The sequence below is a fragment of the Duganella sp. OV510 genome, assembly GCF_900100205.1.
In the GTDB taxonomy this organism is placed as follows: domain Bacteria; phylum Pseudomonadota; class Gammaproteobacteria; order Burkholderiales; family Burkholderiaceae_D; genus Rugamonas.
The window spans coordinates 619196-644695 of record NZ_FNEQ01000001.1 but is presented as its reverse complement, the minus strand read 5'-3'; the positions used below and the strand labels follow the sequence as shown (position 1 = coordinate 644695).

At 63.1% G+C, this 25500-nt stretch carries 21 protein-coding genes and 1 tRNA gene; 13 read left to right on the top strand and 9 right to left on the bottom strand.

From position 1 onward, the window contains the following. Position 1: 1 nt before the first annotated feature. The 5 genes from BLS51_RS02930 to BLS51_RS02910 all read right to left on the bottom strand — a co-directional run bounded on the left by BLS51_RS02930 (position 2) and on the right by BLS51_RS02910 (position 6292). On the bottom strand, positions 2-1525 hold the full coding sequence (locus BLS51_RS02930; RefSeq protein WP_090178555.1) for a hypothetical protein: 1524 nt from the start codon (positions 1523-1525) through the stop codon (positions 2-4). A gap of 3 nt (positions 1526-1528) precedes the next feature. Beyond that, the gene (locus BLS51_RS02925) at positions 1529-4060 is read right to left on the bottom strand and encodes an FtsW/RodA/SpoVE family cell cycle protein (RefSeq protein ID WP_229207401.1); all 2532 of its coding nucleotides are present in this window, start codon (positions 4058-4060) and stop codon (positions 1529-1531) included. Then, complete coding sequence (locus BLS51_RS02920) at positions 4057-5094, bottom strand: serine/threonine-protein kinase (RefSeq protein WP_090178560.1); 1038 nt, start codon at positions 5092-5094, stop codon at positions 4057-4059. Before BLS51_RS02920 ends, BLS51_RS02925 begins: the two co-directional genes overlap by 4 nt. Positions 5095-5192: 98 nt before the next feature. Then, positions 5193-5615, bottom strand: coding sequence for a glycine zipper domain-containing protein (locus BLS51_RS02915; protein WP_090178564.1), 423 nt, complete (start codon positions 5613-5615; stop codon positions 5193-5195). A 146-nt stretch (positions 5616-5761) separates the two neighbouring features. Further along, positions 5762-6292 (bottom strand): GNAT family N-acetyltransferase, encoded by a 531-nt coding sequence (locus BLS51_RS02910; RefSeq protein WP_090178568.1) that lies wholly within the window; start codon positions 6290-6292, stop codon positions 5762-5764. 124 nt (positions 6293-6416) lie between these two features. Between BLS51_RS02910 and BLS51_RS02905 the strand changes: the two genes are divergently transcribed. The 4 genes from BLS51_RS02905 to BLS51_RS02890 are packed head-to-tail and all read left to right on the top strand — an operon-like array spanning position 6417 to position 11093. Continuing rightward, complete coding sequence (locus tag BLS51_RS02905; protein WP_090178572.1) at positions 6417-7844, top strand: M20/M25/M40 family metallo-hydrolase; 1428 nt, start codon at positions 6417-6419, stop codon at positions 7842-7844. Positions 7845-7890: 46 nt separating this feature from the next. Then, on the top strand, positions 7891-8286 hold the full coding sequence (locus BLS51_RS02900) for a hypothetical protein (protein WP_090178576.1): 396 nt from the start codon (positions 7891-7893) through the stop codon (positions 8284-8286). 57 nt (positions 8287-8343) lie between these two features. Beyond that, on the top strand, positions 8344-9726 hold the full coding sequence (locus BLS51_RS02895) for a TolC family protein (RefSeq protein ID WP_090178581.1): 1383 nt from the start codon (positions 8344-8346) through the stop codon (positions 9724-9726). Continuing rightward, a complete protein-coding gene (locus BLS51_RS02890) occupies positions 9723-11093 on the top strand; it encodes a multicopper oxidase family protein (protein WP_090178585.1) in 1371 nt (456 codons plus the stop codon). Before BLS51_RS02895 ends, BLS51_RS02890 begins: the two co-directional genes overlap by 4 nt. Here the strand turns inward: BLS51_RS02890 and BLS51_RS02885 are convergent. Then, positions 11090-11722, bottom strand: coding sequence for a hypothetical protein (locus BLS51_RS02885; RefSeq protein ID WP_090178588.1), 633 nt, complete (start codon positions 11720-11722; stop codon positions 11090-11092). The two genes, BLS51_RS02890 and BLS51_RS02885, sit on opposite strands and share 4 nt — an antisense overlap. 44 nt (positions 11723-11766) lie before the next feature. On the opposite strand from BLS51_RS02885, the gene BLS51_RS02880 reads away from it, so the two are divergent. Then, the gene (locus BLS51_RS02880) at positions 11767-13032 is read left to right on the top strand and encodes a voltage-gated chloride channel family protein (RefSeq protein WP_217636406.1); all 1266 of its coding nucleotides are present in this window, start codon (positions 11767-11769) and stop codon (positions 13030-13032) included. Here BLS51_RS02880 and BLS51_RS02875 read toward each other — a convergent pair. Both BLS51_RS02875 and BLS51_RS02870 read right to left on the bottom strand, forming a co-directional pair. Continuing rightward, the gene (locus BLS51_RS02875; protein ID WP_090178594.1) at positions 13024-13893 is read right to left on the bottom strand and encodes a DUF72 domain-containing protein; all 870 of its coding nucleotides are present in this window, start codon (positions 13891-13893) and stop codon (positions 13024-13026) included. The two genes, BLS51_RS02880 and BLS51_RS02875, sit on opposite strands and share 9 nt — an antisense overlap. A gap of 39 nt (positions 13894-13932) precedes the next feature. Next, entirely contained in the window at positions 13933-15573 is a 1641-nt protein-coding gene (locus tag BLS51_RS02870) for a mechanosensitive ion channel family protein (RefSeq protein WP_090178598.1), read from the bottom strand. 101 nt (positions 15574-15674) lie between these two features. Here BLS51_RS02870 and BLS51_RS02865 point away from each other — a divergent pair. The 8 genes from BLS51_RS02865 to BLS51_RS29180 all read left to right on the top strand — a co-directional run bounded on the left by BLS51_RS02865 (position 15675) and on the right by BLS51_RS29180 (position 24445). Further along, positions 15675-15759: transfer RNA gene (locus tag BLS51_RS02865), tRNA-Leu, on the top strand. Between the two features lie 149 nt (positions 15760-15908). Continuing rightward, positions 15909-16712, top strand: coding sequence for a MipA/OmpV family protein (locus BLS51_RS02860; protein WP_090178601.1), 804 nt, complete (start codon positions 15909-15911; stop codon positions 16710-16712). A 36-nt stretch (positions 16713-16748) separates the two neighbouring features. Further along, positions 16749-17447, top strand: coding sequence for a response regulator transcription factor (locus BLS51_RS02855; protein WP_090180688.1), 699 nt, complete (start codon positions 16749-16751; stop codon positions 17445-17447). Then, complete coding sequence (locus tag BLS51_RS02850) at positions 17440-18735, top strand: sensor histidine kinase (protein ID WP_090178604.1); 1296 nt, start codon at positions 17440-17442, stop codon at positions 18733-18735. Before BLS51_RS02855 ends, BLS51_RS02850 begins: the two co-directional genes overlap by 8 nt. Positions 18736-18739: 4 nt before the next feature. After that, on the top strand, positions 18740-20056 hold the full coding sequence (locus tag BLS51_RS02845) for an efflux transporter outer membrane subunit (protein WP_090178608.1): 1317 nt from the start codon (positions 18740-18742) through the stop codon (positions 20054-20056). Next, positions 20053-21153 carry an efflux RND transporter periplasmic adaptor subunit gene (locus BLS51_RS02840; RefSeq protein WP_090178611.1) on the top strand — a complete coding sequence of 367 codons (1101 nt, stop codon included), beginning with the start codon at positions 20053-20055 and terminating at the stop codon, positions 21151-21153. Before BLS51_RS02845 ends, BLS51_RS02840 begins: the two co-directional genes overlap by 4 nt. A gap of 2 nt (positions 21154-21155) precedes the next feature. After that, positions 21156-24269: an efflux RND transporter permease subunit gene (locus BLS51_RS02835; protein WP_175472501.1), complete on the top strand. Its 3114-nt coding sequence runs from the start codon at positions 21156-21158 to the stop codon at positions 24267-24269. Further along, entirely contained in the window at positions 24266-24445 is a 180-nt protein-coding gene (locus BLS51_RS29180; protein WP_139168634.1) for a hypothetical protein, read from the top strand. The genes BLS51_RS02835 and BLS51_RS29180 overlap by 4 nt, the downstream gene beginning before the upstream one ends. Before the next feature lie 39 nt (positions 24446-24484). On the opposite strand, the gene BLS51_RS02830 is transcribed toward BLS51_RS29180, so the two are convergent. Beyond that, a complete protein-coding gene (locus BLS51_RS02830) occupies positions 24485-25498 on the bottom strand; it encodes a helix-turn-helix transcriptional regulator (protein ID WP_175472500.1) in 1014 nt (337 codons plus the stop codon). Positions 25499-25500 lie beyond the last annotated feature (2 nt).

Genomic DNA, 25500 nt, shown 5'->3' with positions numbered 1-25500 from the left:
CTCAGGCCTCGAAACGCAGCACGTAGTGGCCCGCCACCAGGTGATGGCCGTGAGGCAGCAGGTAAGGCGCATCGCCGATAGCGGCGACGAATTGCAGCTTGTCGTCCAGGTGGTACAGCGCCTGCGTAGGACTCTGCCGGGCGATGGTATAGCCCTTGCTGACTGCTTCAAAGCTGAAGGCGGTGCGCGACAGGCCTATGCGGTCGGCGCTGGCGCTGATGGCGCCGTCGGTGCGCTTGATGAAGCGAGGGGAATCCAGCAGGCGCAGTGCCGCCAGCATCGGCGAGTTGCGTCCGAAGGTGAAGCGCACACCGCAGGCCACGCCGGCGCTGATTGGCTGGGCGAGACAGATCATGGCACGGTAGCGATCCGCCATTTCCGGCGCGGCTGCCAGCAGGCGCAAGGTTCGTGCGTCAACCGGTGCAAAGGTGGCGGGCGCTTCGATGGGTTGGCGGCCTTCGGGCGTGCAGGCGTACAGGTTGTCGGCGCTGTCGACAGCCAGCGTGAGCGCTGGTTGCGCGGCGGCAGACAGCGACAGCGTGCTATCAAACGACAGTTCCAGCGCCTGTGCGCCAGTGTCGCGGTAGCGGCTCAGGCGCGGCAAGGCCAGGGCAACCAGCGACACGCGCTGTTGCGATACCGGTGCATAGGTGGCGTCGCTTTCGCCGGCGCGGTTGACCGGCTTGTGGCTGGCGGCGGCGGGAACGGCGGTCAGGTCGATCGGTGCGGCCCCGGTGCGGCTTTGCCAGACGGCTGGCTTGCTGGACGGCGCTGTTGGTGCTGACGCGCGCGCCGGAAGTGCGGAGGCGCGGGCGATCTTGACCAGCAGTCGCTGGCCGCCTTGCGGTTCACGCAGTGACTTGACGGTGTAATAGCCGCTGCGCGGATCGTAGCGGCAGTCGAAGGCATCCTTGGGACGCATCTGCACCACTGGCGGCGCATCGGGACCATCGTTGAGGATCAGCAGCGCGGCGTCCGGGCCGAATGGCCAGCCCTGCGCAACCGCGCTGGCTTCGCCGCCTTCACCGCCGATCAGCGCCAGGCGCTGGTTGGGATAGATGGCGCATACCGGATGCCAGATGGCGCTGTCGCGCGACACGTTCACGTTGTACAGGATTTTTTCGTCTGGCGCCGGCAAGTAAACGGCGTGGCCGAACTTGACTTCGATCTCGCCCGGCGCCAGCGCCTCCGTCCCCATCACGTCATAGCGCACCTGGTCGCTGCCGAGCAGATCGCCGAAATCCTTTTGATGCAAAGCCGTCAGCGTTTGCGCCAGGTCGCGTGCGCGGGCGCCACGGGTCAGGTGGTAGTCGTCATCGACTTCTTCCTGCGGCAGCATCAGCGTCACGTGCGAGAAGCAGCGGGTGGCGGCGCGGCCCTTGTGTTCGCGCGGGCTGCGCTCCAGCAGGTCGCGCAGCAGCGGGCGGCGCGAGAAAAGCGACAGGCCAGGCGCCTGCCAGATCGCCTCGGCGTTGAATACGTCCGGAATGCGTCCCAGGACGGCGTGTTGAACATAGGTCGGCATGATTCAGACTCCTTCAGTAGATATCGCAACGAAGGTAAGCAGGGGGCAGAGGAAAAACAGCAGATGGCTGCCGCCAGCCGAGAGAAAACTCATCGGCTGGCCCATGATGGGGAAGATCGCCAGATTGGTGCCCCAGGACAGCAGGAAGTGGGCGAATACAAAGGCGGCGCCGCCACTTAACGCGAAGTAGCGGAAGCGTCCCAGCCAGGCGTGACGGAAATTGCGGGCTTGCGTACCCGCGCGGTAGGCGTGCAGGGCCGCCAGCACGATCCCGGTGAGGAAGGCTGCTTGCACGGTCCAGAGCAGCAGGCCGCCCAGCAGGCCGTGACGGTTGAGGAAGAATGAGGCGGCAAAGTCGTCCTGCACAGCGGGGATGTTGACCACGTTACCGGCGGCTTGGCCGAGCGTGCGCAGGCCAAGCCAGTGATCGGTGCCGAACCAGCCGCCTTCACCGACAGCGCGCGCGCCCAGCAGCAGTTGCTGGCCGGTGTGCGGGTGTTCGGCTGGATTCAGCCAGACCAGGAAGCGGTCGGCGTAAAAGCCCCAGCGGATCAGGTCATCGGTGCCGGCCAGGCGCAGGTAGGCGATGGTGGCGACCGCTAGCAGCGCGGAAGCGGCAATCAGCACGGCCAGCATGCGGTTGCCGGCGGCGAGGGCGTACGCCAGCCCTATGCCGGTGCTCCACACCAGCAGCAGGATCAGGGGCGAGAAGTCGTCCACCTGTACCAGGGCGAGGCCGAGCAGTGCCAGGAACAGCAGCGCGGGAGCGATCAATTGCAGCCAGCGGGCGCTGTGGTCAGCCAGGCGTTGCGGGCCGTTGTGCCAGTTGAAGCGCAGTGCCAGGCAATGGGCGGTGAGGGCGGTCAGCGCGAGTTTGGCCAATTCGACAGGCTGCAGGTCGAAGACGCCGGTTTCGTCGCCCCATAGCACCTGGGCTGCCAGTGCTGCCAGGGCGATGGCTGCGAACAGCGCCAGTATCCACTCAATGTTGCGTTGTGCCAGATGGGTGCCGCGTGCAGCCTGGTGTTGTGCCCACAAGCGCAGCAGGCCGCCAAGGCCGGCGCCGATCGCCAGCATCGCTGCGCTCTTCTGGTAGAAGCGCAGCCAGGACGATTCCGGCGCGGCGAGGCCGAGTTCCAGTTGTGCCAACAGGCCGGCGGCGAGCAGGATGGCGCCGGCGGCGGTGGCCAGCGTCAGCCGGCCGGGCAGGGCGAGCCACATCAGCAATGCGCTGGCGCCTAGTAGCAGCGAGCATGCAGCACTCGGCGGGTCGCCAGCGCGCTGCGAGATCAGCGCAACCAGGCCGACCAGCAGCATGCTGACAGTCGCCAGCAGCGCGCAGGCCCAGGCGGTGCGGCCACCCGACCGATCGGCTTGCGTCGAGGTGGCGCGGCGTGCAAGAGCGTCGCTGCGTCGCCCTGCGGTTCCGGCGCTGGCTCTGGCGATAGCGCTAATGGTCATGGCGGCCGCGCAGATGGCGAGACCTATCCAGATGGCGTCCGCGTGGGCACCGCTCCACAGCGAGCGTTGTTGCCATTGCCAGCTGACCTGCGATGGCAGCTTGAGTTCCGGTTCGCTGAACAGCTTGACGTGACGGCTGGGCTGCAATACCAGTTGATCCTCGCTGGCGTTCAGATGGAAACGTGTGCGGCCAACCGCGATGGCAGTCACGCCGGCGAGCGAGGCTTCTTGCGTGCGCAAGTCCTGCTGTCCCGCGTGGCTGGATACCAGCACGGCGGCGCGATCACCATCCGGATTGCCGCCTGAAAGCTGAAGGCTGCCATTCACACGCGCGATCTGCGCCGCGCCAGGCGCCACCTGCGCCAGGCCAAGCCGATTGTCACAATACAGGTTGCCGCCAAAGCTCAAGGGACGGGCGATGGTCAGCGGCAGCGGCATGATGCGGTTCCAGACCGCAAGCACTCTGGTTGACAGCCGCGATTCCGGACAGCCCGGCTGCTGGCGGCCATTGCGGTATAGCACGGCGCCGTCGTAGCGCCACTCTTGGCCGTCACGCGTAAAGCTGACTTCCCGATCGCTGGCGGCGTGTACATCGAACACCGCGCCGTCGATCTGGAAGCGCTGAAGTCCTTGCAGGGCCGCGCTTCCCAGGCGCTGGTCGCCCGACTCGCGAATCAACACTACTTGTCCGGACGCGCTGAGATTGCGCAGCAGCCAGCTGCCGTTGGCATCGCGGCGTAACGACAGATGATGGCGATCCGTTTGCGGCGCAGCGAGTTCACGCTGGCCCAGTATGATACTGTTGCCTGCGGCTAGATCAATGGTAATGGCGGAAGGAAGCCAGGCCGCAGGCGCGCGCAGCAAGGCCAGTCCCTGCAATCCGCACAGGGCCGCCAGTGAGGCCAGCGTCAGTGCCAGCGGCAGATTGCGCCGGGCGGCGTGAAGGACGGCGCCAAGGCAACGCGTCGCGCCGACGGCCAGCAGGCCAGCCAGGCGTTCGACGATCGATGGACGCAGCACCAGGCGATGCGGCGCATTGCGCGAGGCCGCGCGCGAGCTGGTGGCGGCCATCATGCCGCCCGCATGGTTTGCCAGCCATTGATGGCGGAAGGCCGATGCATACCCAGTACAGGATCCACCGCATCAAATTCGCCACGCGCCGGCTTCACACCTTGTATCGCGTTCAGCATGCGGCTGATCTGGATCGCATGGCGTGGCCGCTGCGCTGGATCGATATGCAGCAGCGCGCGCAGCAGATCCAATGCGGCATCGCGCTTGTCCTGTGCAATGGCGGCCGCAAAACGCTCCTCCTCATCCAGTTGCAGGGCTGAAGGGATCTCGCCGCCGTTCCTGCTGCGCAGAAGGTCGGCGCCAGCCACGTGATGTTCGCGATACGCCAGCCCGCAGTCCGCGCAGAAGCGCAGCGGCATGCCGCCGGTGACCAGGAAATACAGCATGGCGCCCAGCGAGAAGTAATCGCTGCGCGCACTGGTGGCGTAGCCGCCCAGGTTGGTGGGAAAGAACTGTTCCGGCGCCTGCCAGTTGGCGGTGCCGGCATACGAGTGTGCCTGCAAGCTGCCCAGTTCGCGGTTGGTGCCGAAATCGGCCAGCTTGACGGTGTGCAGATGCGGATCGAGCAGCACATTCGCGGGTTTCAGATCCAGGTAACGCCAGCCATATTGATGCACCTTGGCGAGTGCCTGATTGATCTGCGCGATCCAGTTCAGCGCCCGCGTCAGTGGCAGGCTTTCGCCGCGACCCTTGAGGGCGATCATGTGCTTGCCCAGGTCGGAGCCCATCAGCTCCAGCGCCAGTACGGGCAGGCCATCGTGCCAGCCGCTGTCCATCAGCCGCACGATGTGCCGTTCATCCCAGGGTTCCAGCGATTGCAGAAAAGCGATCTCGTTGTGTGCACTGCTAGTCCAGCGCTCACGCTGCGCGGGCAGGGCGCGGTCCATCTGCTCCTGGTTGATCAACTTGACGGCCACGTCACGCGTGGCCTGTGGCCCGCTAGCGCGCCAGATGATGCCGTAGGCCGAACCACCGATCTGCTCGCGCAGCCGGTAGTGGCCCAGTTCCAAAGCGATGATTGCGTCTGCTGTCGTCATGATTTCCCCCGTCGCAGAACGCTAGCGGAGGGACCATGAAAAAAGCCCCGAAGATTCGGGGCTTTGTGGCTTTTACCTTAACGCTTTTACCTTAACTATTAACGATCCCAGCGATCGCGATGACGGTGCTCATGGCGATACTCGCGGTAGTAAGGGCGTGGCGGCTCAACATACACCACGCGTGGAGGCGGCTGGTAGTAGCGTGGAGGCGGCGCATAGTACACCGGCGCAGGGCGCTCGTAATAAACTGGCGCCGGCTGCGTATACACACGGGTCTCTACGTAGTCGCGGCGGCCATGGTCACGGTAATAGCGGTCGTCCGAGGAGCGGATGCTGTTACCGACTGCCGCACCCACCAGGCCACCGACGATGGCGCCATCGCGGCCGCCGGCGCTATTGCCGATGGCGGCGCCAACCACAGCACCGGCGACCGTGTTGAAATCACGGTCGCTGGCGAAGACCGACGACGATACTGCTGCAGTGGCCAGTAACGCTACACCCAATAATTTTTTACTCAACATGGTAATCCCCTTGCTGTGGCGCCGGATCGGAATGATCCGTTAGCCAGTGACTCCACTATAAATCCTGGACAGGGAAACGCCATGTCTTATACAGATGCTTACAAACCAGCCTTGCCGGTAATGGCTTGTAACAATTTGAGATACATTCAAAGACGCCGGATTTCCCACTCTGGGCGTAGCAGGCTGAATACCGTCACATCCTGGTAACGGCCGTTGATAAAGAATGACTGGCGCAAGGTGCCTTCGGCCTGGAAGCCGCATTTTTGCGCGATCCGCACCGAGGCGACGTTCTCCGGCGCCGTCAATAATTCAAGCCGGTGGTACTGGTGGACGCCGAACAGATAGTCGACCAGCAGCCTGCACGCCTCGGTTACATATCCTCGGCCCGCCAGTTTTTCGTCGAACAGGCGATAGCCGATTTCGCGCGACACCGGCGTGCGGCTTTTGAAGTGGGTAATGACGCCAACGATGTGATGCAGCGCGTCCTCGATGATAAACAGTTCACTATCTTCCGTGACGAAGCTGTTCTGCATGAACTCCCTGCGCAAGGTCTCTGGCGATTTGAAGTGGGTCGAGAAATAATCGCCGCGCGATGGCAGGTCGTTAGCCAGTGCGATGAAGGTATTCAGATCGGCGGTCAGCAGGTGACGGACGGTGCAGAGTTGACCCTTGAGCATAGGCGCTTTCTTTGGGAAGGTGAGCTTGTATCGTAGTGTAACCGGGATGGCAAATCAACATGATGACAATTGCGTCATGTTGGGTTATCGTTTAAGACTGACTTCTTTCCAACACAGGAACCGCATGAAATCCGTCATCAAGAAATCCCTGTCGCTGACCGTCCTGGCCAGCAGCCTGCTGAGCATCGGCGCCTTCGCCGCGCCTAACGATTCCGCCACGCTGGACAAGATCCGCGACAGCGCGATGAACAGTGACTGGGCATACGAGCGCCTTGCGGACCTGACCGACCTGGTAGGTCCGCGCCTGTCCGGCTCCCGTGGTGCGGAAGCGGCGGTGGAACAAGTGGCGGAGGCCATGCGCAAGCTGGGCGCCAAGGTGACGCTGGAACCGGTCAAAGTGCCGCATTGGGTGCGTGGCGAAGAGAAGGCAGAGCTGATCGACTACGCCGGCCGTCCCGCCGGCATCACGCAAAAAGTCGTCCTGACCGCGCTGGGCGGCTCCGGCGCCACGCCAGTCGCCGGCCTGACCGCGCCGCTGATCGTGGTGCGCAGCTTCGATGAGCTGAAAGCCAAGGCAGCACAGGTGAAAGGCTCCATCGTGCTGTTCGACGTCGCGTTCGACCAGGAGATGGCGGATCGCGGCCATGCGGGCCCGGCCTATGGCGCTGGTTCACGTTACCGCACGCAAGGCCCTAAAGCGGCTGCTGAACTGGGCGCCGTGGCCGCGCTGGTACGCTCGGTTGGCGGCGCCAATTACCGCATCCCGCACACTGGCGTCACGCTGCTGGCGGACGGCGCGCGCATTCCCGCTGCCGCTGTCACCGCCGAGGACTCCATGCTGATCGACCGTCTGTCGGCGCGCGGCCCGCTGAAGATGCACCTGACCCTGACGCCGCAAACCCTGCCAGACGCCGACAGCTACAACGTCATCGCCGACCTGCCAGGCACCGACAAGGCCGACGAGGTGGTGATCGTCTCCGGTCACCTGGATTCGTGGGACCTGTCGACCGGCGCACACGATGATGGCACCGGCGTGGCCGGCGCCATGGCGGTCATTGATACGCTGAATAAGCTGAAGCTCAAGCCACGCCGCACCATCCGCGTGATCGCCTGGATGAACGAGGAAAACGGCACACAGGGCGGCAAGGCCTATTTTGAAAACAACAAGGCCAAGCTGGAAAAACACTTCGCCGCGATTGAATCCGATAGCGGCGGTGGCCGTCCGTTCGGCTTCATTGGCAGCGTGACGCCGCCGATGGTCAAGTACTTCGCGCCGCTGAAAACCGCGCTGCAGCCTATCGGTGCAGGCATTTTCGAGCGTCGCGACTTCGCCGGCGCGGCCGATACCGGCCCGCTGGAGCGTGCCGGCGTGCCGGTGTTCATGCCGCTGGTCGACGCCAGTTCCTACTTCAGCTACCACCACACGCCGGCCGATACGCTGGACAAGGTTAGCCCGCTGGAGTTGAAGCGCCATGTCGCTGTCATGACCTCGCTGACCTGGTATCTGGCCAATATGGAGGAAAACATCGGCCGCGTGCCGAAGCAGGATTAAGCCTGGTCTCAGAATGGACAGCTGCCGCCTGTGATAACATTGCGGCATGACTGTCCTGTTCCGATCCATCGTTGTCTGGCTGGTGCTGCTGGCGCTCCCTTATCAGGGATACGCTGCGGCACAGATGATGCTGTGCGCCGCGCCGGTGCCGGCCCCCGCCAGCCATGCGGCGATGGTCATGCCATCCGGCCCGCACGACCATGCGGCCATGATGGCCTCCATGGCGCAGGCCGAGTCGAAGGCTGACGATGGTGCATCCTCCCACACCAGCATGAAGTGCAGCGGTTCCGCGTGCTGCGCTGCCGCCGCGCCGGTCCTGACGCTGGACATCTCCAATCCCGCGCTGCCGGTTGCATCGCGGCTTGTTCCTTTTTATTCCGGTTTCCTGCCGGCGGTCGACCTGGCCAATCCTGAACGTCCCCCTCAAGGCCGCTACGCCTGATCACACGACAGCTCCGTCCGCGAGCTGGGTTTTCCATTGATTTTTGAGGTAGAGGACATGACTTCTCTGTATAAATTCGCCAGTGGCGCCAGTCTGGTGCTGCTGCTCAGCGGCTGTGCGTCGCTGTCCGGGGACGCCGGCTTCAGCGCCGCCGCCGGCATCAGCGAGCAGCGCACCGGCGCCCGCGCCAGCGTCGAAGGACGCCTGCCGCGCAATGAAGACGATGCGCGCGCACTGGCCGACGTCATCAACAAGAAACTGGCGCAGCCGCTGGCCGCCGACGATGCGGTGCAAGTGGCGCTGCTGAACAATCGCGGCCTGCAAGCGAGCTACTGGTCGCTCGGCGTGGCCGAGGCGGACCTGGTGCAGGCAGGCCGCCTGCAAAATCCGGTATTCGATTTCAAACGCAGCCACGGCGGCGGTGAGGTCGGCTACGAGCGCACGCTGACTTTCAATCTGGTCGGGCTGATTACCGCGCCGATGGCCAGCCGTATCGAGGGCCGTCGCTTTGAACAGACCAAGCTGCTGGTGGCGAACGAGGCGCTGAAAGTCGCCGCCGACACGCGCCGCGCATGGGTGGATGCGGTTGCGGCGACGCAGATCGCCAATTACGCCATGCAGGTTGAGGCGTCGGCGCAGGCCAGCGCGGAGTTGGCGGAGCGCATGCGCAAGGCTGGCAACTGGAGTTCTCTGGACCAGGCGCGAGAGCAGGCTTACCACGCGCAGACGGTGGCGGAAGTCACGCACGCGAAGAAGACCGCAGTCGCCACGCGTGAGAAGCTGACACGCTTGTTGGGCCTGAGCGGCGAGCAGACGGCGAAGTATCGCTTGCCGGATCATTTGCCAGACCTGCCGGCCGCGCCGCGCGAGCTGGTGGATATCGAGCAGGTCGCCGTCACTGAACGCCTGGACATCCAAGCGGCGAAGGTGGATGCCGAACAGACGGCATCGACGCTGGGGCTGACGCGTACCACGCGCTTTATCAATGTGCTGGATCTCGGCGCGGTACGCAATACGGAAGGTGGCACGGCCACGCGCGGTTATGAAATCTCGCTGGAGATTCCGTTGTTCGACTGGGGCTCGGCGCGCATGGCGCGTGCGGAAGCGACCTATATGCAGTCAGTGAACCAGCTGGCGCAAGCAGCTGTCGTTGCACGCAGCGAGGCGCGCGAGAGTTATGCGGACTACCGCTCATCCTACGATCTGGCGCGCCACTATCGCGACAATGTGGTCCCGCTGCGCAAGCAGATTTCTGATCAAACGCTGCTACGCTATAACGGCATGCTGATGAGCGTCTTCGAGTTGCTGGCTGATGCGCGCGAGCAGGCAACTGCTGTCAGCGGCTACATCGGCGCGCTGAAAGACTACTGGACTGCGGAAGCCAACCTGGAGGCGGCGCTGGGCGGCCGCCTGTCAACCAACAAAGGAGTACAACCATGAGCAACCGCAGATCCTTTTTGAGCGGCGCGGCGCTGATCGGCGCCGGCATGGTGAGCAAGGTAGCGGCGGCTTCGCTGCCTGAAGCACATGTGCATTCGTCAGCGGCAACCGTGCCGCCGGTGGCACCGCCGAACGGCCGTCCGTATAACCCGGTCGTCACGCTGAATGGCTGGACGCTGCCGTGGCGGATGAAAGATGACGTCAAGGAGTTTCATCTGGTGGCAGAGCCTGTGGTGCGCGAGATCGCGCCGGGCATGACGGCCAATCTATGGGGCTATAACGGCCAGAGTCCCGGCCCGACTATCGAAGTGGTGGAGGGTGACCGGGTGCGCATCTTCGTCACCAACAAGCTGCCGGAGCACACCAGCGTGCATTGGCACGGTCAGCGTCTGCCGAACGGCATGGATGGCGTGACCGGGCTGACGCAGCCGGGCATCCCGCCGGGGAAGACGTTTGTGTATGAATTCGTCGCGAAGAATGCGGGGACATTCATGTATCACCCGCACGCCGACGAGATGGCGCAGATGGCGATGGGGATGATGGGCTTCTGGGTGACGCATCCGCGTGATCCGAAGCTGCATGCGGTGGACCGTGATTTTGTGTTCCTGTTGAATGCTTACGATATTGATCCGGGCAGCTACACGCCGAAGATCAATACGATGACGGACTTTAATCTGTGGACGTTTAACAGCCGCGCTTTCCCTGGCATTGATCCAATGGTGGTGCGCAAGAATGACCGCGTACGCATCCGCGTCGGCAACCTGACGATGACCAATCATCCGGTTCACCTGCATGGGCATACGTTTGAGGTGACTGGCACGGATGGCGGCTGGGTGCGTCCGGCGGCACGTTGGCCGGAGGTTACTACCGATATCGCGGTCGGGCAGATGCGGGCGATCGAGTTTATCGCCGATGAGCCGGGGGATTGGGCTTTCCACTGTCATAAATCGCATCACACGATGAACGCGATGGGGCATGATGTGCCAACCATGATCGGTGTTGACCATAGCGGCGTGGCGCAGAAGATCAATAATCTGGTGCCGGGCTATATGGTCATGGGCGACAAGGGTGGTGCGATGGGCGATATGCAGATGCCGCTACCGGAGAATACGCTGCCGATGATGACCGGAACCGGGCCGTTTGGTGGCCTGGATATGGGCGGCATGTTCACGGTGGTGAAGGTGAGGGAAGTGCTGGCGCGGAATGACTATAAAGATCCGGGCTGGTACAATCATCCGCAAGGCACGGTGGCGCGCGAATGGACCGGTGATCTTCCCGCCGCACCGCGCGCTCCCGGCGCACCGCCATCCAAGCCGTCAACGCCGGTGGAGGTGAAGCGGGATGGGGATATGCACCACCATCATTAACCCAGGTAAGCCTTGGCAAGAAGTGCCGCCACGCCGAGTACCACGGTGGCGTGAATGCCAAGGCTCCATCGCATGAAAATGTGGAGTTCCTTGCGCAAATCAGCAACGGAGGACTCCACCCGTCCAAGACGCTCATCGACCCGCTCAAAGCGCTTATCGACGTACTCAAAGTGTCGTTCCTGCATGCTGCGTAACATTTCGATACGGACTTCAAAGTCGCGTCGCATGTCAGTAAAGCGTCTTTCGTTTTCATCACGGCTGATGGTCGTGGTGAAGTCGATATGTGCGCGGAGTTCAACAGAGCGCCGCTCGATATCTTCCTTGACTTCGCCAAAGCACCGGTGAATATCTTCCTTGATTTCGCTAAAGCAGCGGTTCATTTCGCGTTGCAGATTGGTCAGCCTGTAAACAGTCGATTCATTGTCGGCTTTATTCTGGCGTAACTCGCTGAGTTCGTCTTCAATGCGGTTGAATCGGTCGTTCATATCGTTCTCCATCGCAGCGATCGCCGTAGCGTGGCTGTTGGATGTGGCTTCCAGTTTTGTTATGCGCTCTTCCATGATGAAATCGTCCTCCTGATGGCCGGTTGCCGCAATGGCGGGTAGATAAGGTGTTAGACCTATCTGCACGAGATTTGATCCATCTCAGCAGATTTGCTAGTATGGAAAGCTCTATGACCAAACCATCCCGCTATCCGGAACAAGTCCTGCTGCTGCCGTACATCGGCAAATGGCTCCTGTTGGCCGGCCTGATTGCCGTGCTCGGCGGCACCGCATCGGCATTCTTCCTGTTCGCACTCGACTACGCGACCAATTGGCGGGAAACGCATGCCTGGATCATCTGGCTGCTGCCATTGGCCGGTTTCGTGGTCGGCTGGATCTACATGAAAGTGGGCAGCAGCGTCGAAGCAGGCAACAACCTGTTGATCGACGAAATCCACGATCCGCAAAAAGTCGTTCCCTTGCGTATGGCGCCACTGGTGTTATTCGGCACCGTGGTGTCGCACTGGTTCGGCGCCTCGGTCGGGCGCGAAGGTACGGCGGTGCAGATGGGCGGCACGCTGGCAGACCAACTGTCGCCGCTGTTCAGGCTTCGTCATAGCGAGCGCCGCATCGTCCTGATGGCTGGCATCAGCGCCGGTTTCGCTTCGGTTTTCGGCACGCCGTTGGCCGGCGCCATCTTCGGCCTCGAAGTGCTGGCGATCGGACGCTTGCGCTACGACGCCATTTTCCCCTGCATGGTTGCCGCCATTGTCGCCGATCAGGTGGGCATGGCCTGGGGCGTGCATCACACACACTACGCGATGAGCGCCATCGTGCCGATCACCTTCTGGAGCGTCGCAGCGGTGCTGGTGGCGGGTATCCTGTTTGGCCTGGTAGGCATGGCTTTCGCCAAATCCACACACGCCGCATCGGCGTTTATGAAGCGTCATATTCGCTATGCGCCGTTGCGGCCGATGATCGGCGGCGCGGTGGTGGCACTGGCGGTGTGGTGGCTCGGCACGCGCTACATCGGACTGGGAATCCCGGTGATTGTGGAAGCGTTCCAGCAACCGGTGGCGCCGTGGGATTTCCTTGGCAAGTTTGCCTTCACCGTCGCATCGCTGGGCAGCGGCTTCAAGGGCGGCGAAGTGACGCCGCTGTTCTACATTGGCGCGACGCTGGGCAATGCACTGGCGCCGTTGTTGCACCTGCCGTTTGCGCTGCTGGCGGGATTAGGCTTTGTGGCGGTTTTCGCTGGCGCCGCCAACACGCCGCTGGCGTCGACCATCATGGCGATCGAATTGTTCGGTCCACAAATCGGACCCTACGCCGCGCTGGCCTGCGTGGTGGCGTATCTGTTTTCCGGCCATTGCGGCATTTACCGTGCGCAGCGGATAGGCTTGCTCAAGCACCGGTTACCGCCTGTGGCGAGCGACCGCAAGCCACCTTCAACCTAAGCGGGCGATCAGATGCTGCGCATCGAAAGGCGCCCGCACCTTGATGTCGTTATCGAAGTAGCAGTAGACATCGCGGTTGGCGCGACGCGGTGGTGGTTTGTCTGAAATCAGCTTGGCGTCGGATGGCTGACTGCCACTTGCCCACGCGCGTATGCGCGCCGCCCAGTGATCCAGCGCCGCATCGTCATAGCCGCTGGCGTACAACTCTTCCGCGCCGTGCAGACGGATGTACATAAAATCCGCTGTCACGTCCTCGTAGTCCGGCCACTTGCCGGCAGTGTCGGCCACCACCAGCGCCACTTTGTATTTGCGCAGCAGCGCCACGAAAGCTGGATCGTTAAAACCCTCATGACGGATTTCCAGCGCGTGGCGCAGCTTGTGATTGGTATCGATGTCCAGCGCCACGCGGCCATTCATGCGCGGCTCGTGTTGTCGCGCCAGTGCCTGTGCCTCTTGCATGTCGCGTGGTAGCAGCCGGAAAAAACGCTCCAGCCGCTCGGCGTCAAAACGGAAATTTGGCGGTAGCTGCCACAGGAATGGCCCGAGTTTCTCGCCCAGTGCGAGCACGCCGGAAGCCATCACGTTCGCCATTGCCGGCTCGATGCCGTCGCCTAGCCGCAGAATGTGCGTCAGGTAGCGGTTGCCCTTGTGGCTGAAGATAAAACCGGGCGGCGTGGCCTCGTACCATGCGGTGTAGCTCGACGGCCGCTGTAATGAATAAAACGAGCCATTGAGCTCGATGGTTGGCAGTTGGCGCGACGCAAACTCCAGTTCACGCGACTGCGTCAATCCCTCGGGATAGAACACGCCGCGCCAAGGCCGGTAACGCCAGCCGGATATGCCGATGTAGATTTTGCCCATGCCGCGACTATAGCCAAATTCCACACCGGCTGCGGCACGTTACGGTTGGTCATCTGGCGCAACCGCTGGCGCGGCGTACCATTTTTCCCTGGGGATCACATGCGAGGTGGCTGGCTCCTGAATGTAGTGGGGCGAGGTAATCTGTACGCCGTATTCGTGGAAGACATCGATGATATTCTGGTGCAGCTTGTTCAGCACCTCGGCGCGCTGGCGCGGCGCTTCGGCGGCGGCATACGCCACCAGCCGATACTCGGTGTAGAAGTCCGATAACGCCACCTGCACCACATACGGTTTGGGCGTGTCGGCGACATCGTCGGTGCGGCGAGCGGCCAGTTCCAGCATGGCGTGCACCTGGCGCCATGGCGTGTCGTAGCCGATGGTGACGGTGGCGTCGAGTACAAAGCCAGTGCCAGGATAGGCGCGTGAGAAATTCTTGCTGGTGTTGGACAGTACCCACGCATTCGGCATGGTGATTTCCTCACCCAGGCCGGTGCGCAGGCGCGTTTCAAACATGCCCAGTTCGATCACCGTTCCTTCGACTTCGCCAATGCGCACATACTCGCCTTTGCGCAGCGAACGCGCGTACATCAGTATCAAGCCTGCGGCGCCCTGGCCGACAATGCTCGACGCACCCAGCGACACCATCAGGCCAACCAGCACCGACAGTCCCTGAAACGCCGCCGTCTGCGCGCCCGGCAGGTAAGGGTAGGCCATCGCCAGCGCAAACAGCCAGATCACCACATTGGCGATGCGGCGCGTCGGTACGGCGGTATCCTGGTCCAGCCAGCCGACTTGCAGCTCGCCGCTTCCAACGCGCTTGAACACGGAGCCCAGCGTCAACATCACCAGCCGCGCGATGGCGACGATCACCGCCACCAGCACCAGCCCTGGCAATGCGTTGACGATGCTGCCGGCGACGCCGCCAATCACATCGAGCAGATAATCCTGCAGCCGCTCGCCCCAGCTGCGCGTGTAGGGCACTTTGCCCAGCACGAACGCCAGCCAAAGATAAGTGGCGATCAGCCGCAGCGCCCAGATCAGCAGGTTGACCAGATGCTGCATGAAGCGCACATAGTTGTCGGCATCCAGCACGCGTACATTATTGACCTTGACGCGGCCGAGGTGTCGGCTCAAGGCCAGCGTCGAACGCCGTCCGACCCAGCGATGCAGCAGGAACAGGCCGCGCAGCACCACGCCATACGCCAGCGTGACCGCTGCGCACAGTGCCACAGCGATCGCCAGGTAGCGCGGGCTGACCTGCTCGCGGCGCTCGGCCAGCGCCTTGGTCAGCTGTTCGGCGCTTTCGGTGGCGACGCTGTCGGTGGTGTCGCCGGCAAGTGGGTTGATGTCGGTGGGCGTGACCAGGAACAGCAGCGTCCCGTCCAGCATCACCTGCGTGCCTTCGTTGATCGGATGGATGCCGGCGTGCTGCGCGCCATTCCTGGACAGGACCGCATCCAGCCGTTTGCGCGCGCCCTCGGCACGGTCCTCCGGTGTGAAGCCGGCCATCGCGGTACGGAAGATGAAAATGGTGCGATTGGCCACCACCAGCCTGGCCGTCGGCGTGGCCGGTGTGGCGGCCTGCGCGGGCAGCGGCAGGGCAGGCGGATCGGCGGCGATGGCAGCGCTGCCGCACAAGGTCAGGATCAAGACGCACAACAGGCGGCACAGGACAGTCATAGGCATCCTCAGGCGGGTATTCAACATTCCGCCATCTTAACGGATTCAATAGTTGTCTGGCAGTTATGGCTGGTTCATGGCATAATATTGGCCTTGTGTGGGCTCCGATGGTGAAATTGGTAGACACTGCAGACTTAAAATCTGCCGCCGCAAGGCGTGCCGGTTCGATTCCGGCTCGGAGCACCACCCACCACATAGTAAAACGCTATTCTCGCGGCCGCAGACGCGCCCACTCTCCCCAAGTCATTCGATCTAAGCTTATCGCGACATTTTCGCGACATCGCTACGGCATAGTCCGGGCTTCATACTCCTCTTCACTCCAACAAGGAATATCAATGAAGCTCTTTACTCTCGTTTCGCTCACCCTGCTGGCTGGCCATGGCGCCGCCTTCGCCGCCGATGACAAGGCGCCGCCGGCCGGCCCACAAGGTCCACGTCCTGGCTGGGGGCTGGGTGTCGGCGTGGTGGTGTCGTCGGCAGAATATGCCGGCGAAGACCGCCGCGTGATCCCGGTGCCACTGGTGACCTATGAAAGCGAGCGGTTTTTCTGGCGCGGTATCAGCGGCGGTGTGCATCTGTTTCGTCAGCAGGGATTCACCGTGGACGCCACGCTGTCCGCACGCTTCTCCGGCATCGATAAAAAAGACTTCGGCGTGCGCGAGCTGGCCGAGCGTGGCATCAACCGTGATCTGCTGGAAGACCGCAAAGATAGCGTGGATATCGGTCTGGCCGCAGGCTGGAACGGCGACTGGGGCAAGCTGGATGTCGGCCTGAAGGCAGATGCGGGCAGTGCCAGCAAGGGTTTCGAAGGTTCGGTGAAATACGGCTACCCCATCAAATTGCAAGGCACGCGCATTACGCCACATGCCGGCGTGTCTGTGATGTCGAAGAAAATGGCCAATTATTACTACGGCACGCTGGGGGCGGAAGTCGCGCGCGGCGTGGTCGATTACAAACCTGGCAGCGCAGTCATTCCAGTGGTCGGCATCGATGTCATGCACCCGTTGAACAGGGAATGGATGGTGATCGGCGGGCTGTCCTACCGCGCCTTGCCGGGCAAGCTGAAAGATAGCCCGCTGGTGGAGAAAGACACCAAAGGCAGCGCGTCGCTGATGTTTGCCGTCTCGCGCAGTTTTTGAGCTAATCTGTCGTTATCTCAAGAGACGGAGTTGACCGTGATCGATCAGCCACTAAGCATATTGATCGTCGAGGATAACGCGGCCCTGGCCGCGAATATCTACGACTTCCTGGAGGCCTGCGGGCACACGCCGGATGCCGCGCCGGATGGTGAATCGGCGTTGGCCCTGCTGGCGATCCAGCGTTACGACGCCATTGTGCTCGACTGGATGATGCCGCGCATGGACGGCATGACGATGCTGGCGCGTTTGCGCGGGGAGCACAAGTCGTCCATTCCGGTGGTGATGCTGACCGCCAGGGATCAACTGGAAAACAAGATCGAAGGTTTCCAGACCGGCGCCGACGACTATATGGTCAAGCCGATTGCCCTGGCCGAGCTGGAGATCCGCCTGCGGGTGGTGGTCAGCCGTGCCCGCACGTCGCACGCGCAATCACGCGTGTTGCAGGTGGCCGATCTGCAGTTCGACCTGAATACCCAGATCGTCAGCCGTGCGGGTTACCCGCTGGCGCTGTCGCCGATTCGTCGCCAGTTGCTGGAGATGCTGATGCGACGCTCGCCGCATGTGGTGCCGCGCGAGGATCTGGAGCACCTGATCTGGCGCAACGAGGTGCCTGATGCCGACATCTTGCGCTCCCACATGCATATGTTGCGTAAAGCCGTTGACGGCGACACCGTGTCAAAACTGATCCAGACCGTCACCGGCACTGGCTATTGCATCCGTCCGGCCCATGATTAATTCCGCCACCGCGCCAGCCATGCGCCGCAGCAGCCTGCAATGGAAAATCACGTTGCCGTTTCTGTTGTTTGGCATCGTGATGACGGTCGGGATCAGCTTCCAGGCATGGCTTAGCCAGGGGCTGATCGTACATCCGATATGGGAACAGCTGCTGTCGTCCAGCACCGAGCAGTATCTGGCGCTGGCGCGGCGGCAGGGGGACGCGCCATTGCCTTCGCTTGGTCCCTTGCGCGGCTGGCGCTTGTCTGGCGGGCCGCTGCCGGCCGACATGCCGGCCTATTTCGCGCAGTTGGCGCCGGGTTTCTATGACGAAGAGCAGACCGACGAAGAGGATTTCGATCACGCCGTGCTGGTAACGGCGGTCGGTGCGGAGCGCATCGTCATGGCGGTGGACATCACCGCGCTGGAAGGGCTGCAGAATCGCAATGCCGTATTAAGTACGGTGTTCTGGGTAATGGGCATGATCATGGTGACGTTCAGCGTGTTGCGGATCTATCGCAGCCTGAGGCTACAACTTCAGGAACTGGCGCGGGCGATGAATGCACTCAATCCGGAGCGGCCGTCCATGCGGCTGCAAGTCGATTTTCAGTTGGCCGAGTTGCACGATATCGCGGTGCTGGTGAATGGCCACCTGGAACGGGTCGAACGCTTTGTCGAGCGTGAGCGCAGCTTGCTGGACCAGGCCAGCCATGAGTTCCGCACGCCGATTGCTGTCGTCGCCGGCGCGGTGGATGTGTTGATGCAGCAGCCCTTGCCGCCGACCGCGATGTCGCCGCTGCAGCGCATCCGTGCCACCACCGACAACCTGACCGAGATCATGGCGGCTTTGCTGTACCTGTCGCGCGAACCGGACGGAAAGGCGCTCAACGAATCCACCAGGGTGGATGCATTGCTGGAGGTACTGGTGGCGGATCATCGGCACCTGTTGCAAGGTAAGCTGGTCGACTATGTGCTGGATGATATTCAGCCAACGTGGGTGAAGGCGCCTGAGGCGATGGTCCGCATCGTCATCGGCAACCTGCTGCGTAACGCGGCGGAAAACAGCTATGAAGGCGCGATCATCGTGGCGCTGCAAGGCGATTGCCTGACTGTGCGTGATTGCGGCGTCGGTTTCGATATTGCGGCAGCGGCGCGTTCGTATTCCATGTCATTGCGTAATTCAGCCAAGCTGGGTGGCGGACAAGGACTGGGACTGTTCCTGATCCGACGCATATGCGAGCGCTTTGGCTGGTCATTGTCCATCAACTCAACCGTTTCAAAAGGGACGCTGGCTCAGCTGCGTTTCTAACTCCATGACAAACTCCATCAAGCTAGCGATCAGTGTTGTACTGATCGCGACGGCCCCCGCTCGCGCGCAGGGCCCGCATTTCGACGACCCGCAGCTGCTACGCCTTATTCAGGCGGCGGTCAGCGTCAGCGCAACGCTGGCCGAGGCGGATGCACGGATTGCCGATGCACGTGCTGCCAGCGTTGCCAGTGACGGCGCATTGCTGCCCACGCTGGGCTTGAATGCCAGCGCGGAGCGCGGAATATCCACTCCAGGCACGCCGGTCGCAGGCAACGTCTCGATTGGTCTGCAGGCCAGTTGGGAGGTGGATCTGTTCGGCGCCTTGCGTGCCGGCGCCAGCGCCGCGCAAGCCAGGCTGGCGGCCAGCGAAGCCGCGCTGCATGGGGTGCGGGTCGCGGTTGCCGCCGAAGTGGCCAGCAGCTATGTCGACTTGCGGGCCTGTGAGGCGCAACTGGCCTATGCAGTATTTGATGCCGAGTCGCGCGCTGAAACTGCGCGCCTGACAGCGCTGGCAGCAGATGGCGGCATGCGTGCGCCGGCGTCGGCCGACCTGGCGGATGCCAGTGCGGCGCAGGGCAGGGCGGTGCTGAGCCAGCAGGGGGAACAATGCGGGCTCGCGCTCAAGTCGCTTGCGGCGCTGACCGCCATCAGCGAAACGGCTTTGCGCAATGAGCTGGCCGGTGCGACAGCCCATGTGCCGCAAGCCAGCGTTGCGGATGTGGACACGGTGCCTGCCGGGGCGTTGTCACAGCGTCCGGATCTGCTGGTGGCCGCGCAAGCGCTGATTGCGGCCAGCGCGGATTATCAGCAGGCCCAGGGTCAGCAATGGCCGCGCATTACCCTCAACGGCAACATCAGTGCGGCGCGTGCTTCCAGTGCGGGACTTGGCACGAACGGACCGATATGGACTGTCGGCCCGGTGTCTTTCACTTTGCCGCTGTTTGATGCCGGTGTGCGCCGCGCCAACATGCAAGCCGCGCTGGCGCGCTACCAGGCGGCGGGCGTGAGCTATGCCGAGCGCTTGCGCAACGCCGTGCGCGACACCGAGTCCGCGCTGCTGTCTTTAAAAAAGGCGTCCGGCCGCCGGGCAGACACCGACAACGCCGTCAACGGATTTGAACGTTCATATCGGGCTGCCGATGCGCTCTACCGTGGTGGCCTGGCCAGCCTGTTTGAATTGGAGGATGCACGCCGCAGCATGCTGGCCGCGCATACCTCGCTGGTCGACCAGCAGCGTGACAGCGCGATCGCCTGGATTTCCCTTTACCGCGCTACCGGTGGCTGGACGCCGGCACACCCTCAAAAACAGGATACACAATGACGACATTGAAAAAAGCGCTGCTGGTCGCTGTAGTTGCGTTGATGCTGGCCGGGATAATCGCGGCGCAGGAAGGGCGCGGCATGCCGCCGGCTGCCGCTGCCACGGCCAGGCCGGCATTGACGGTAACGGTTACGCAAGCAAAAATCGCCAGTCTGCCGCAACGCGTGCAGGCCAACGGCAATATCGCAGCCTGGCAGGAGGCCAGCATTGGTGCGGAGGCCGACGGGCTGCGGCTCACCGACGTCAAGGTCAACGTCGGTGATCGCGTGAGGCGCGGACAAGTGCTGGCGACATTTGCCTCGGCGACGGTTGGCGCCGACCTTGCACACAGCCGCGCCACCTATGCCGAGGCCGAGGCGGCGCTGGCGGAGGCTGCGGCCAATGCGCAACGGGCGCGTGGCCTGCAGGCCAGCGGCGCCCTGTCCGCGCAGCAGATCAACCAGTACCTCACGACAGAACGCACAGCGCAAGCCCGGCTGGATGCGGCCGGGGCGCTGTCGCAAGTGCAGCAACTGCGGCTGGCGCAAGCCAGCGTACTGGCGCCGGATGACGGCGTGGTGTCGGCGCGCAGCGCGACGGTCGGTGCGGTTGTACCGGCCGGGCAGGAGCTGTTCCGCCTCATACGGCGCGGGCGGCTGGAATGGCGTGCGGAAGTCGCAGCGCCCGAGCTGGCGCGCCTGAATCCGGGGTTGGTAGTGTGGGTGACGCCGGCTGGCGGCGCACCGATGCAAGGCAAGGTACGCATGACCGCGCCGACAGTGGACCCGCAAACGCGTAACGGCGTGGTGTATGTCGATCTGCCGGCGGCCAGCACGGCGCGCGCTGGCATGTTTGCGCGCGGCGAGATTGAACTTGGCGAGGCGCGGCGCGGGTGGGCGCTGCCGCAGGCTACGGTATTGCAGCGTGATGGCTACAGCTATGTGATGCGGCTGACGGCCGATCAACGGGTCGAGCAGGTCAAGGTTACACCGGGCCAGCGAATTGGTGGCATGGTGGAAATCGTGGCCGGACTCGATGGCGTCAGCAAGGTCGTCGCCGACGGTGGCGCTTTTCTGGACGATGGCGACCTGGTACGCGTGGTGGCGACGGGGCCTTGAACATGAACCTGAATATCTCCTCCTGGTCGATCCGCAATCCGGTGCCCGGCATCCTGCTGTTCATTCTATTGACGCTGGCCGGCCTGCTAGGCTTCCGCGCGATGAAAGTCCAGAACTTTCCCGATATGGACTTGCCGCTGGTGACCATCATGGCCGCCTTGCCCGGCGCCTCGCCGACGCAGCTGGAGAATGACGTCGCGCGCAAGATCGAGAACTCGCTGGCCACGGTGCAGGGCCTGCGTCACATCAACACCATGCTGACCGACGGCGTCGCCAATATCTCGGTTGAATTCCAGCTGGAGAAGCCGGTGCAGGAAGCGGTTGACGATGTGCGCGACGCGGTGGCGCGCGTGCGCGCCGATCTGCCGGCCGACCTGCGTGATCCGGTGATCAAGAAAACCACCTTCGCCGGTTCGCCGATCCTGACCTACACGGTGGCCGCACCGCGCATGGACGATGAAGCCCTGTCGTGGTTCGTCGATAATGAAGTCAGCAAGACGCTGCTTGGCGTGCCGGGTGTTGGCCTGGTGGGGCGCGTGGGAGGCGTTACGCGCGAAGTGAGAGTGGAGCTGGACCCCGCGCAGCTGCTTGCATTGAACCTGACCGCCGCCGACGTATCGCGCCAGTTGCGCCAGGTGCAGCTGGATGCCGCTGGCGGTCGTTCGGACATCGGCGGAATCGAGCAATCAGTGCGCACCATCGCCACGGTACAGACGGCCGCACAGGTGGGGCAGATCGAAATTGCACTGCCGGACGGTCGCCGCCTTCGTCTCAGCCAGGTGGCGAAGGTCAGCGATACGGTGGCCGAGCCACGTTCCGCCGCGCTGCTTGGCGACCGGCCGGTGGTCGGCTTCGAGATCACGCGCGCCCGTGGCGCCGGCGATCTGGACGTGCAGGCCGGCGTGCGCGCGGCGCTGGACCAGCTCAAAGCCGGGCATCCGGGCATCAGCATCACCGAAACCATCAACTTCGTCGATCAGGTGGAGGAAAACTACGACGGTTCGATACGCCTGTTGTGGGAAGGCGCGGCACTGGCGGTATTGGTGGTGTTCCTGTTCCTGCGCGACTGGCGCGCGACGCTGGTGGTGGCGGTGGCCTTGCCATTGTCGATCATCCCGACCTTCGCCGTCATGCAGCTGATGGGCTTCACGCTGAATGTCATCACGCTGCTATCGCTGTCGCTGGTGGTCGGTATCCTGGTGGACGACGCCATCGTCGAGATAGAGAACATCGCCCGCCACCTGCGCATGGGGAAGACACCGTATCAGGCGGCGATGGAGGCCGCCGATGAAATTGGCCTCGCCGTCATCGCCACCACCTTCACGCTGATTGCCGTGTTCCTGCCGACCGCCTTCATGAGCGGCGTGGTGGGCAAGTTCTTCGTGCAGTTTGGCTGGACAGCCGCAGTGGCGGTATTTTGCTCGCTGATCGTGGCGCGGGTGCTGACGCCAATGATGGCGGCCTACATGCTCAAGCCGCACACAACGGAGGGCGCGGTCGAACCCTGGTGGATGGCTCGCTATCTCGGCTCGGCGCAATGGTGTTTGCGGCATCGCGCCAGAACCATGCTGGTGGCGCTGGGCTTCATGCTGGTTGGGCTGTTGATGGCATCGCGGCTGCCGGAAGCCTTCATCCCGCCTGACGATGTGGCGCAAACCCAGGTGCGATTGACGCTGCCGCCGGGCGCTACGCTGGCCGATACGCTGTCGGCGGCGCACCGGGCGCGCAGTTTGATACGAGATAACCGCCAGCTGAAAATGATGTACACCGCCGTGGGCGCCGGTAGCGTGGGTGGTGATGATCCGGATGAGATGCCCGGCGCGGCCGATGTGCGCAACGCAGTCCTGACGCTGACACTGGCGCACCGCAGCGAGCGACCCGGCATCAGCCGCCAGCAGGTCGAGCAGCAACTGCGTGATGCGCTGGCGCTGCTGCCGGGAGTGCGCGTCGGCGTGGGTTCCGGCGGTTCGAGTGAAAACTATGTGGTGGCCTTGTCCGGCGAGGATGGCGAGCTGCTGGCGCGGCATGCCGCTCAGGTGGCGCGTGAATTGCGGACCATTCCTGGCATCGGTGGTGTGACCTCCAGTGCTGGACTGGTGCAGCCGGAACTGCTGGTGCATCCAGATTTTGCCCGCGCGGCCGACCTGGGCGTCACATCCGCCGCCATCGCCGATGCATTGCGGGTGGCGACCAGCGGCGATTATGAACAGGATCTGGCCCGGCTGAATTTCAGCGCGCGCCAGGTGCCGGTGGTGGTGCGCTTGCCAGCGTCGGCGCGCAGCGACCTCGATACGCTGAAACGCCTGCCGGTGGCCGGCACGCGTGGGCCGGTGGCGCTGGAAAATGTCGCCACCCTGGAGTTGGGCAGCGGACCGGCCCAGATCGCGCGCTATGACCGGGTGCGCAACATCAATTTGCAGGTCGAGTTGAATGAGCTGCCGCTTGGTGTCGTCGAGCAGGCGGCGCTGGCCTTGCCCAGCCTGCGCGCCTTGCCGCCGGGCGTGCAGCGCAGCGCGATGGGTGACGCCGAACAAATGGCGGAACTGGCATCCGGCTTCGGCATCGCCATGTTGACCGGCGTGCTATGCATCTATGCGGTGCTGGTGCTGCTGTTGAAGGATTTTGCGCAGCCTGTCACCATACTGGCAGCGCTGGTGTTGTCGATACCGGGTGCGTTCCTGGCGCTGTATGTCAGCGGATCGGCGCTGTCGATGCCGTCGATGATCGGACTGATTATGCTGATGGGTATCGCGACAAAAAATGCCATCCTGCTGGTCGATTACATCGCCATCGCGCGTGCGCAGGGCATGACCCGCTGGGCGGCAACCGTCGATGCCTGCCACAAGCGCGTGCGCCCCATTGTGATGACCACCATCGCCATGGGCGCGGGCATGCTGCCGGTGGCGCTGGGATGGGGCAGCGATCCAAGCTTCCGCGCGCCAATGGCCGTGGTGGTGATCGGCGGCTTGTTGTCGTCTACTTTCCTTAGCCTGCTGGTGATTCCGGTGGTGTTCAGCTATATCGACGATGGGGTGCAATGGCTGACGCGCCGTCGCATGCTAACATGGCGCTCTTTTGCTGATCGAGTTGAGAAATGGCGTCTGAAAAAGTTGTGAAGTTGGGATTGGCTGCGGCGATGGTTGCTATTGTGCTGGGCGTGGCTGGTTATGTGCTGGTGTTCTGGCATAGCTACCAGGGTTGCCAGCAGTTGGAGGCAGAAGCTGCGAAGAATGGCAAGCCAATGTCCTGCGCCGACATCAAGGCTGCGGCCAAGGAAGCCAGCCGCAGGTAACTATCCCAAGTAACTACCGCAACTAACTACCGCAACTAACTAAGCAGCGCCGCGTGCCGCGCGTGGCGTCGCGCCGTAGCGGCGCCGATAAGCGGTGGCGAAGTTGGTGGCCGCAGAGTAGCCTGCCGCTTCTGCGGCCTGCATCACGCTGGCGCCTGCCAGCAGCATTTCATGCGCGCGCTCCATGCGGATCTGGCGCAGCCGTTCAAATACCGTCACGCCCCACGCGCGCTTGGTCAGCGCTTGCAGCGACACCGGGTTGCTGCCGACTTCACGCGCGATATCGGCCATCGACAGATAGGCGCAAGTCGCGCCACGTAATAATTCTTCCAGCTTCATCAGGCGTTGCCGGTCGACGCGGCGCAAGCCGTCGGACACGGCATCCGCTTCGCCAATGGCGGTCAGCGCTTCCGCCGCCAGTTCGATACAGCGCGCTTCCAGGCGCAGGCGCTGCAAGCCTGGCAGGTAGGCTGCCGGTTCCAGTATTTCCCTCGCCAGCTGGCGCGCGCGCGCCGACACTGTCCATGGCTGGCGCGCCAGATGCTCATGTGCGAATTTTTCCAGCGCGCCGTGCGCCGCGTGTTCCTGCAAACCGCCTTCGTGCAGCCATTCCGGCATCAACGTCAGGCTGACTTTGCGTTCGCTGCGGCCAGCTTGCCAGCGGCGCGAAAACAGGTCTTCCTCCGCCAGGTTGACCAGCGCGCCGCCATGCCGATGCTGCGGATTGGCCGACGCCGGGCCCAGATGAAAGCGGTGGTGGCCGAACGAGAGGTCGGTGGCGCCGTCGACCAGCAGCACGATCTTGATGCCGGGATTGAGGCTGTTACTGGTGTTCATGGTGCGCAGGTCGCGCACATTGGCGGCGTGCAGAATTAGGCCGGGACGCAGCTTCAGTGTGTCGAACTGGCCGTGCAGCACTTGCTCTTCGCCCGGCGCGCTGTTATTGAATGTGTAGCCGGCGCCCAACAGCCCGGCGCTGCGGACCAGGTCCGAGCGCGTGACAAACCGTGTGCTGCCGCACGCCGGTGGGCTGTTTTGTGCTGATTCATACATTT

What these genes read in the sequence shown, in the direction of transcription:
- BLS51_RS02930 (WP_090178555.1), bottom strand. Translation starts at nt 1,525, where the DNA reads ATGCCGACCTATGTTCAACACGCCGTCCTGGGACGCATTCCGGACGTA.
- BLS51_RS02925 (WP_229207401.1), bottom strand. Translation starts at nt 4,060, where the DNA reads ATGATGGCCGCCACCAGCTCGCGCGCGGCCTCGCGCAATGCGCCGCAT.
- BLS51_RS02920 (WP_090178560.1), bottom strand. Translation starts at nt 5,094, where the DNA reads ATGACGACAGCAGACGCAATCATCGCTTTGGAACTGGGCCACTACCGG.
- BLS51_RS02915 (WP_090178564.1), bottom strand. Translation starts at nt 5,615, where the DNA reads ATGTTGAGTAAAAAATTATTGGGTGTAGCGTTACTGGCCACTGCAGCA.
- BLS51_RS02910 (WP_090178568.1), bottom strand. Translation starts at nt 6,292, where the DNA reads ATGCTCAAGGGTCAACTCTGCACCGTCCGTCACCTGCTGACCGCCGAT.
- BLS51_RS02905 (WP_090178572.1), top strand. Translation starts at nt 6,417, where the DNA reads ATGAAATCCGTCATCAAGAAATCCCTGTCGCTGACCGTCCTGGCCAGC.
- BLS51_RS02900 (WP_090178576.1), top strand. Translation starts at nt 7,891, where the DNA reads ATGACTGTCCTGTTCCGATCCATCGTTGTCTGGCTGGTGCTGCTGGCG.
- BLS51_RS02895 (WP_090178581.1), top strand. Translation starts at nt 8,344, where the DNA reads ATGACTTCTCTGTATAAATTCGCCAGTGGCGCCAGTCTGGTGCTGCTG.
- BLS51_RS02890 (WP_090178585.1), top strand. Translation starts at nt 9,723, where the DNA reads ATGAGCAACCGCAGATCCTTTTTGAGCGGCGCGGCGCTGATCGGCGCC.
- BLS51_RS02880 (WP_217636406.1), top strand. Translation starts at nt 11,767, where the DNA reads ATGACCAAACCATCCCGCTATCCGGAACAAGTCCTGCTGCTGCCGTAC.
- BLS51_RS02875 (WP_090178594.1), bottom strand. Translation starts at nt 13,893, where the DNA reads ATGGGCAAAATCTACATCGGCATATCCGGCTGGCGTTACCGGCCTTGG.
- BLS51_RS02870 (WP_090178598.1), bottom strand. Translation starts at nt 15,573, where the DNA reads ATGACTGTCCTGTGCCGCCTGTTGTGCGTCTTGATCCTGACCTTGTGC.
- BLS51_RS02860 (WP_090178601.1), top strand. Translation starts at nt 15,909, where the DNA reads ATGAAGCTCTTTACTCTCGTTTCGCTCACCCTGCTGGCTGGCCATGGC.
- BLS51_RS02850 (WP_090178604.1), top strand. Translation starts at nt 17,440, where the DNA reads ATGATTAATTCCGCCACCGCGCCAGCCATGCGCCGCAGCAGCCTGCAA.
- BLS51_RS02845 (WP_090178608.1), top strand. Translation starts at nt 18,740, where the DNA reads ATGACAAACTCCATCAAGCTAGCGATCAGTGTTGTACTGATCGCGACG.
- BLS51_RS02840 (WP_090178611.1), top strand. Translation starts at nt 20,053, where the DNA reads ATGACGACATTGAAAAAAGCGCTGCTGGTCGCTGTAGTTGCGTTGATG.
- BLS51_RS02835 (WP_175472501.1), top strand. Translation starts at nt 21,156, where the DNA reads ATGAACCTGAATATCTCCTCCTGGTCGATCCGCAATCCGGTGCCCGGC.
- BLS51_RS02830 (WP_175472500.1), bottom strand. Translation starts at nt 25,498, where the DNA reads ATGTATGAATCAGCACAAAACAGCCCACCGGCGTGCGGCAGCACACGG.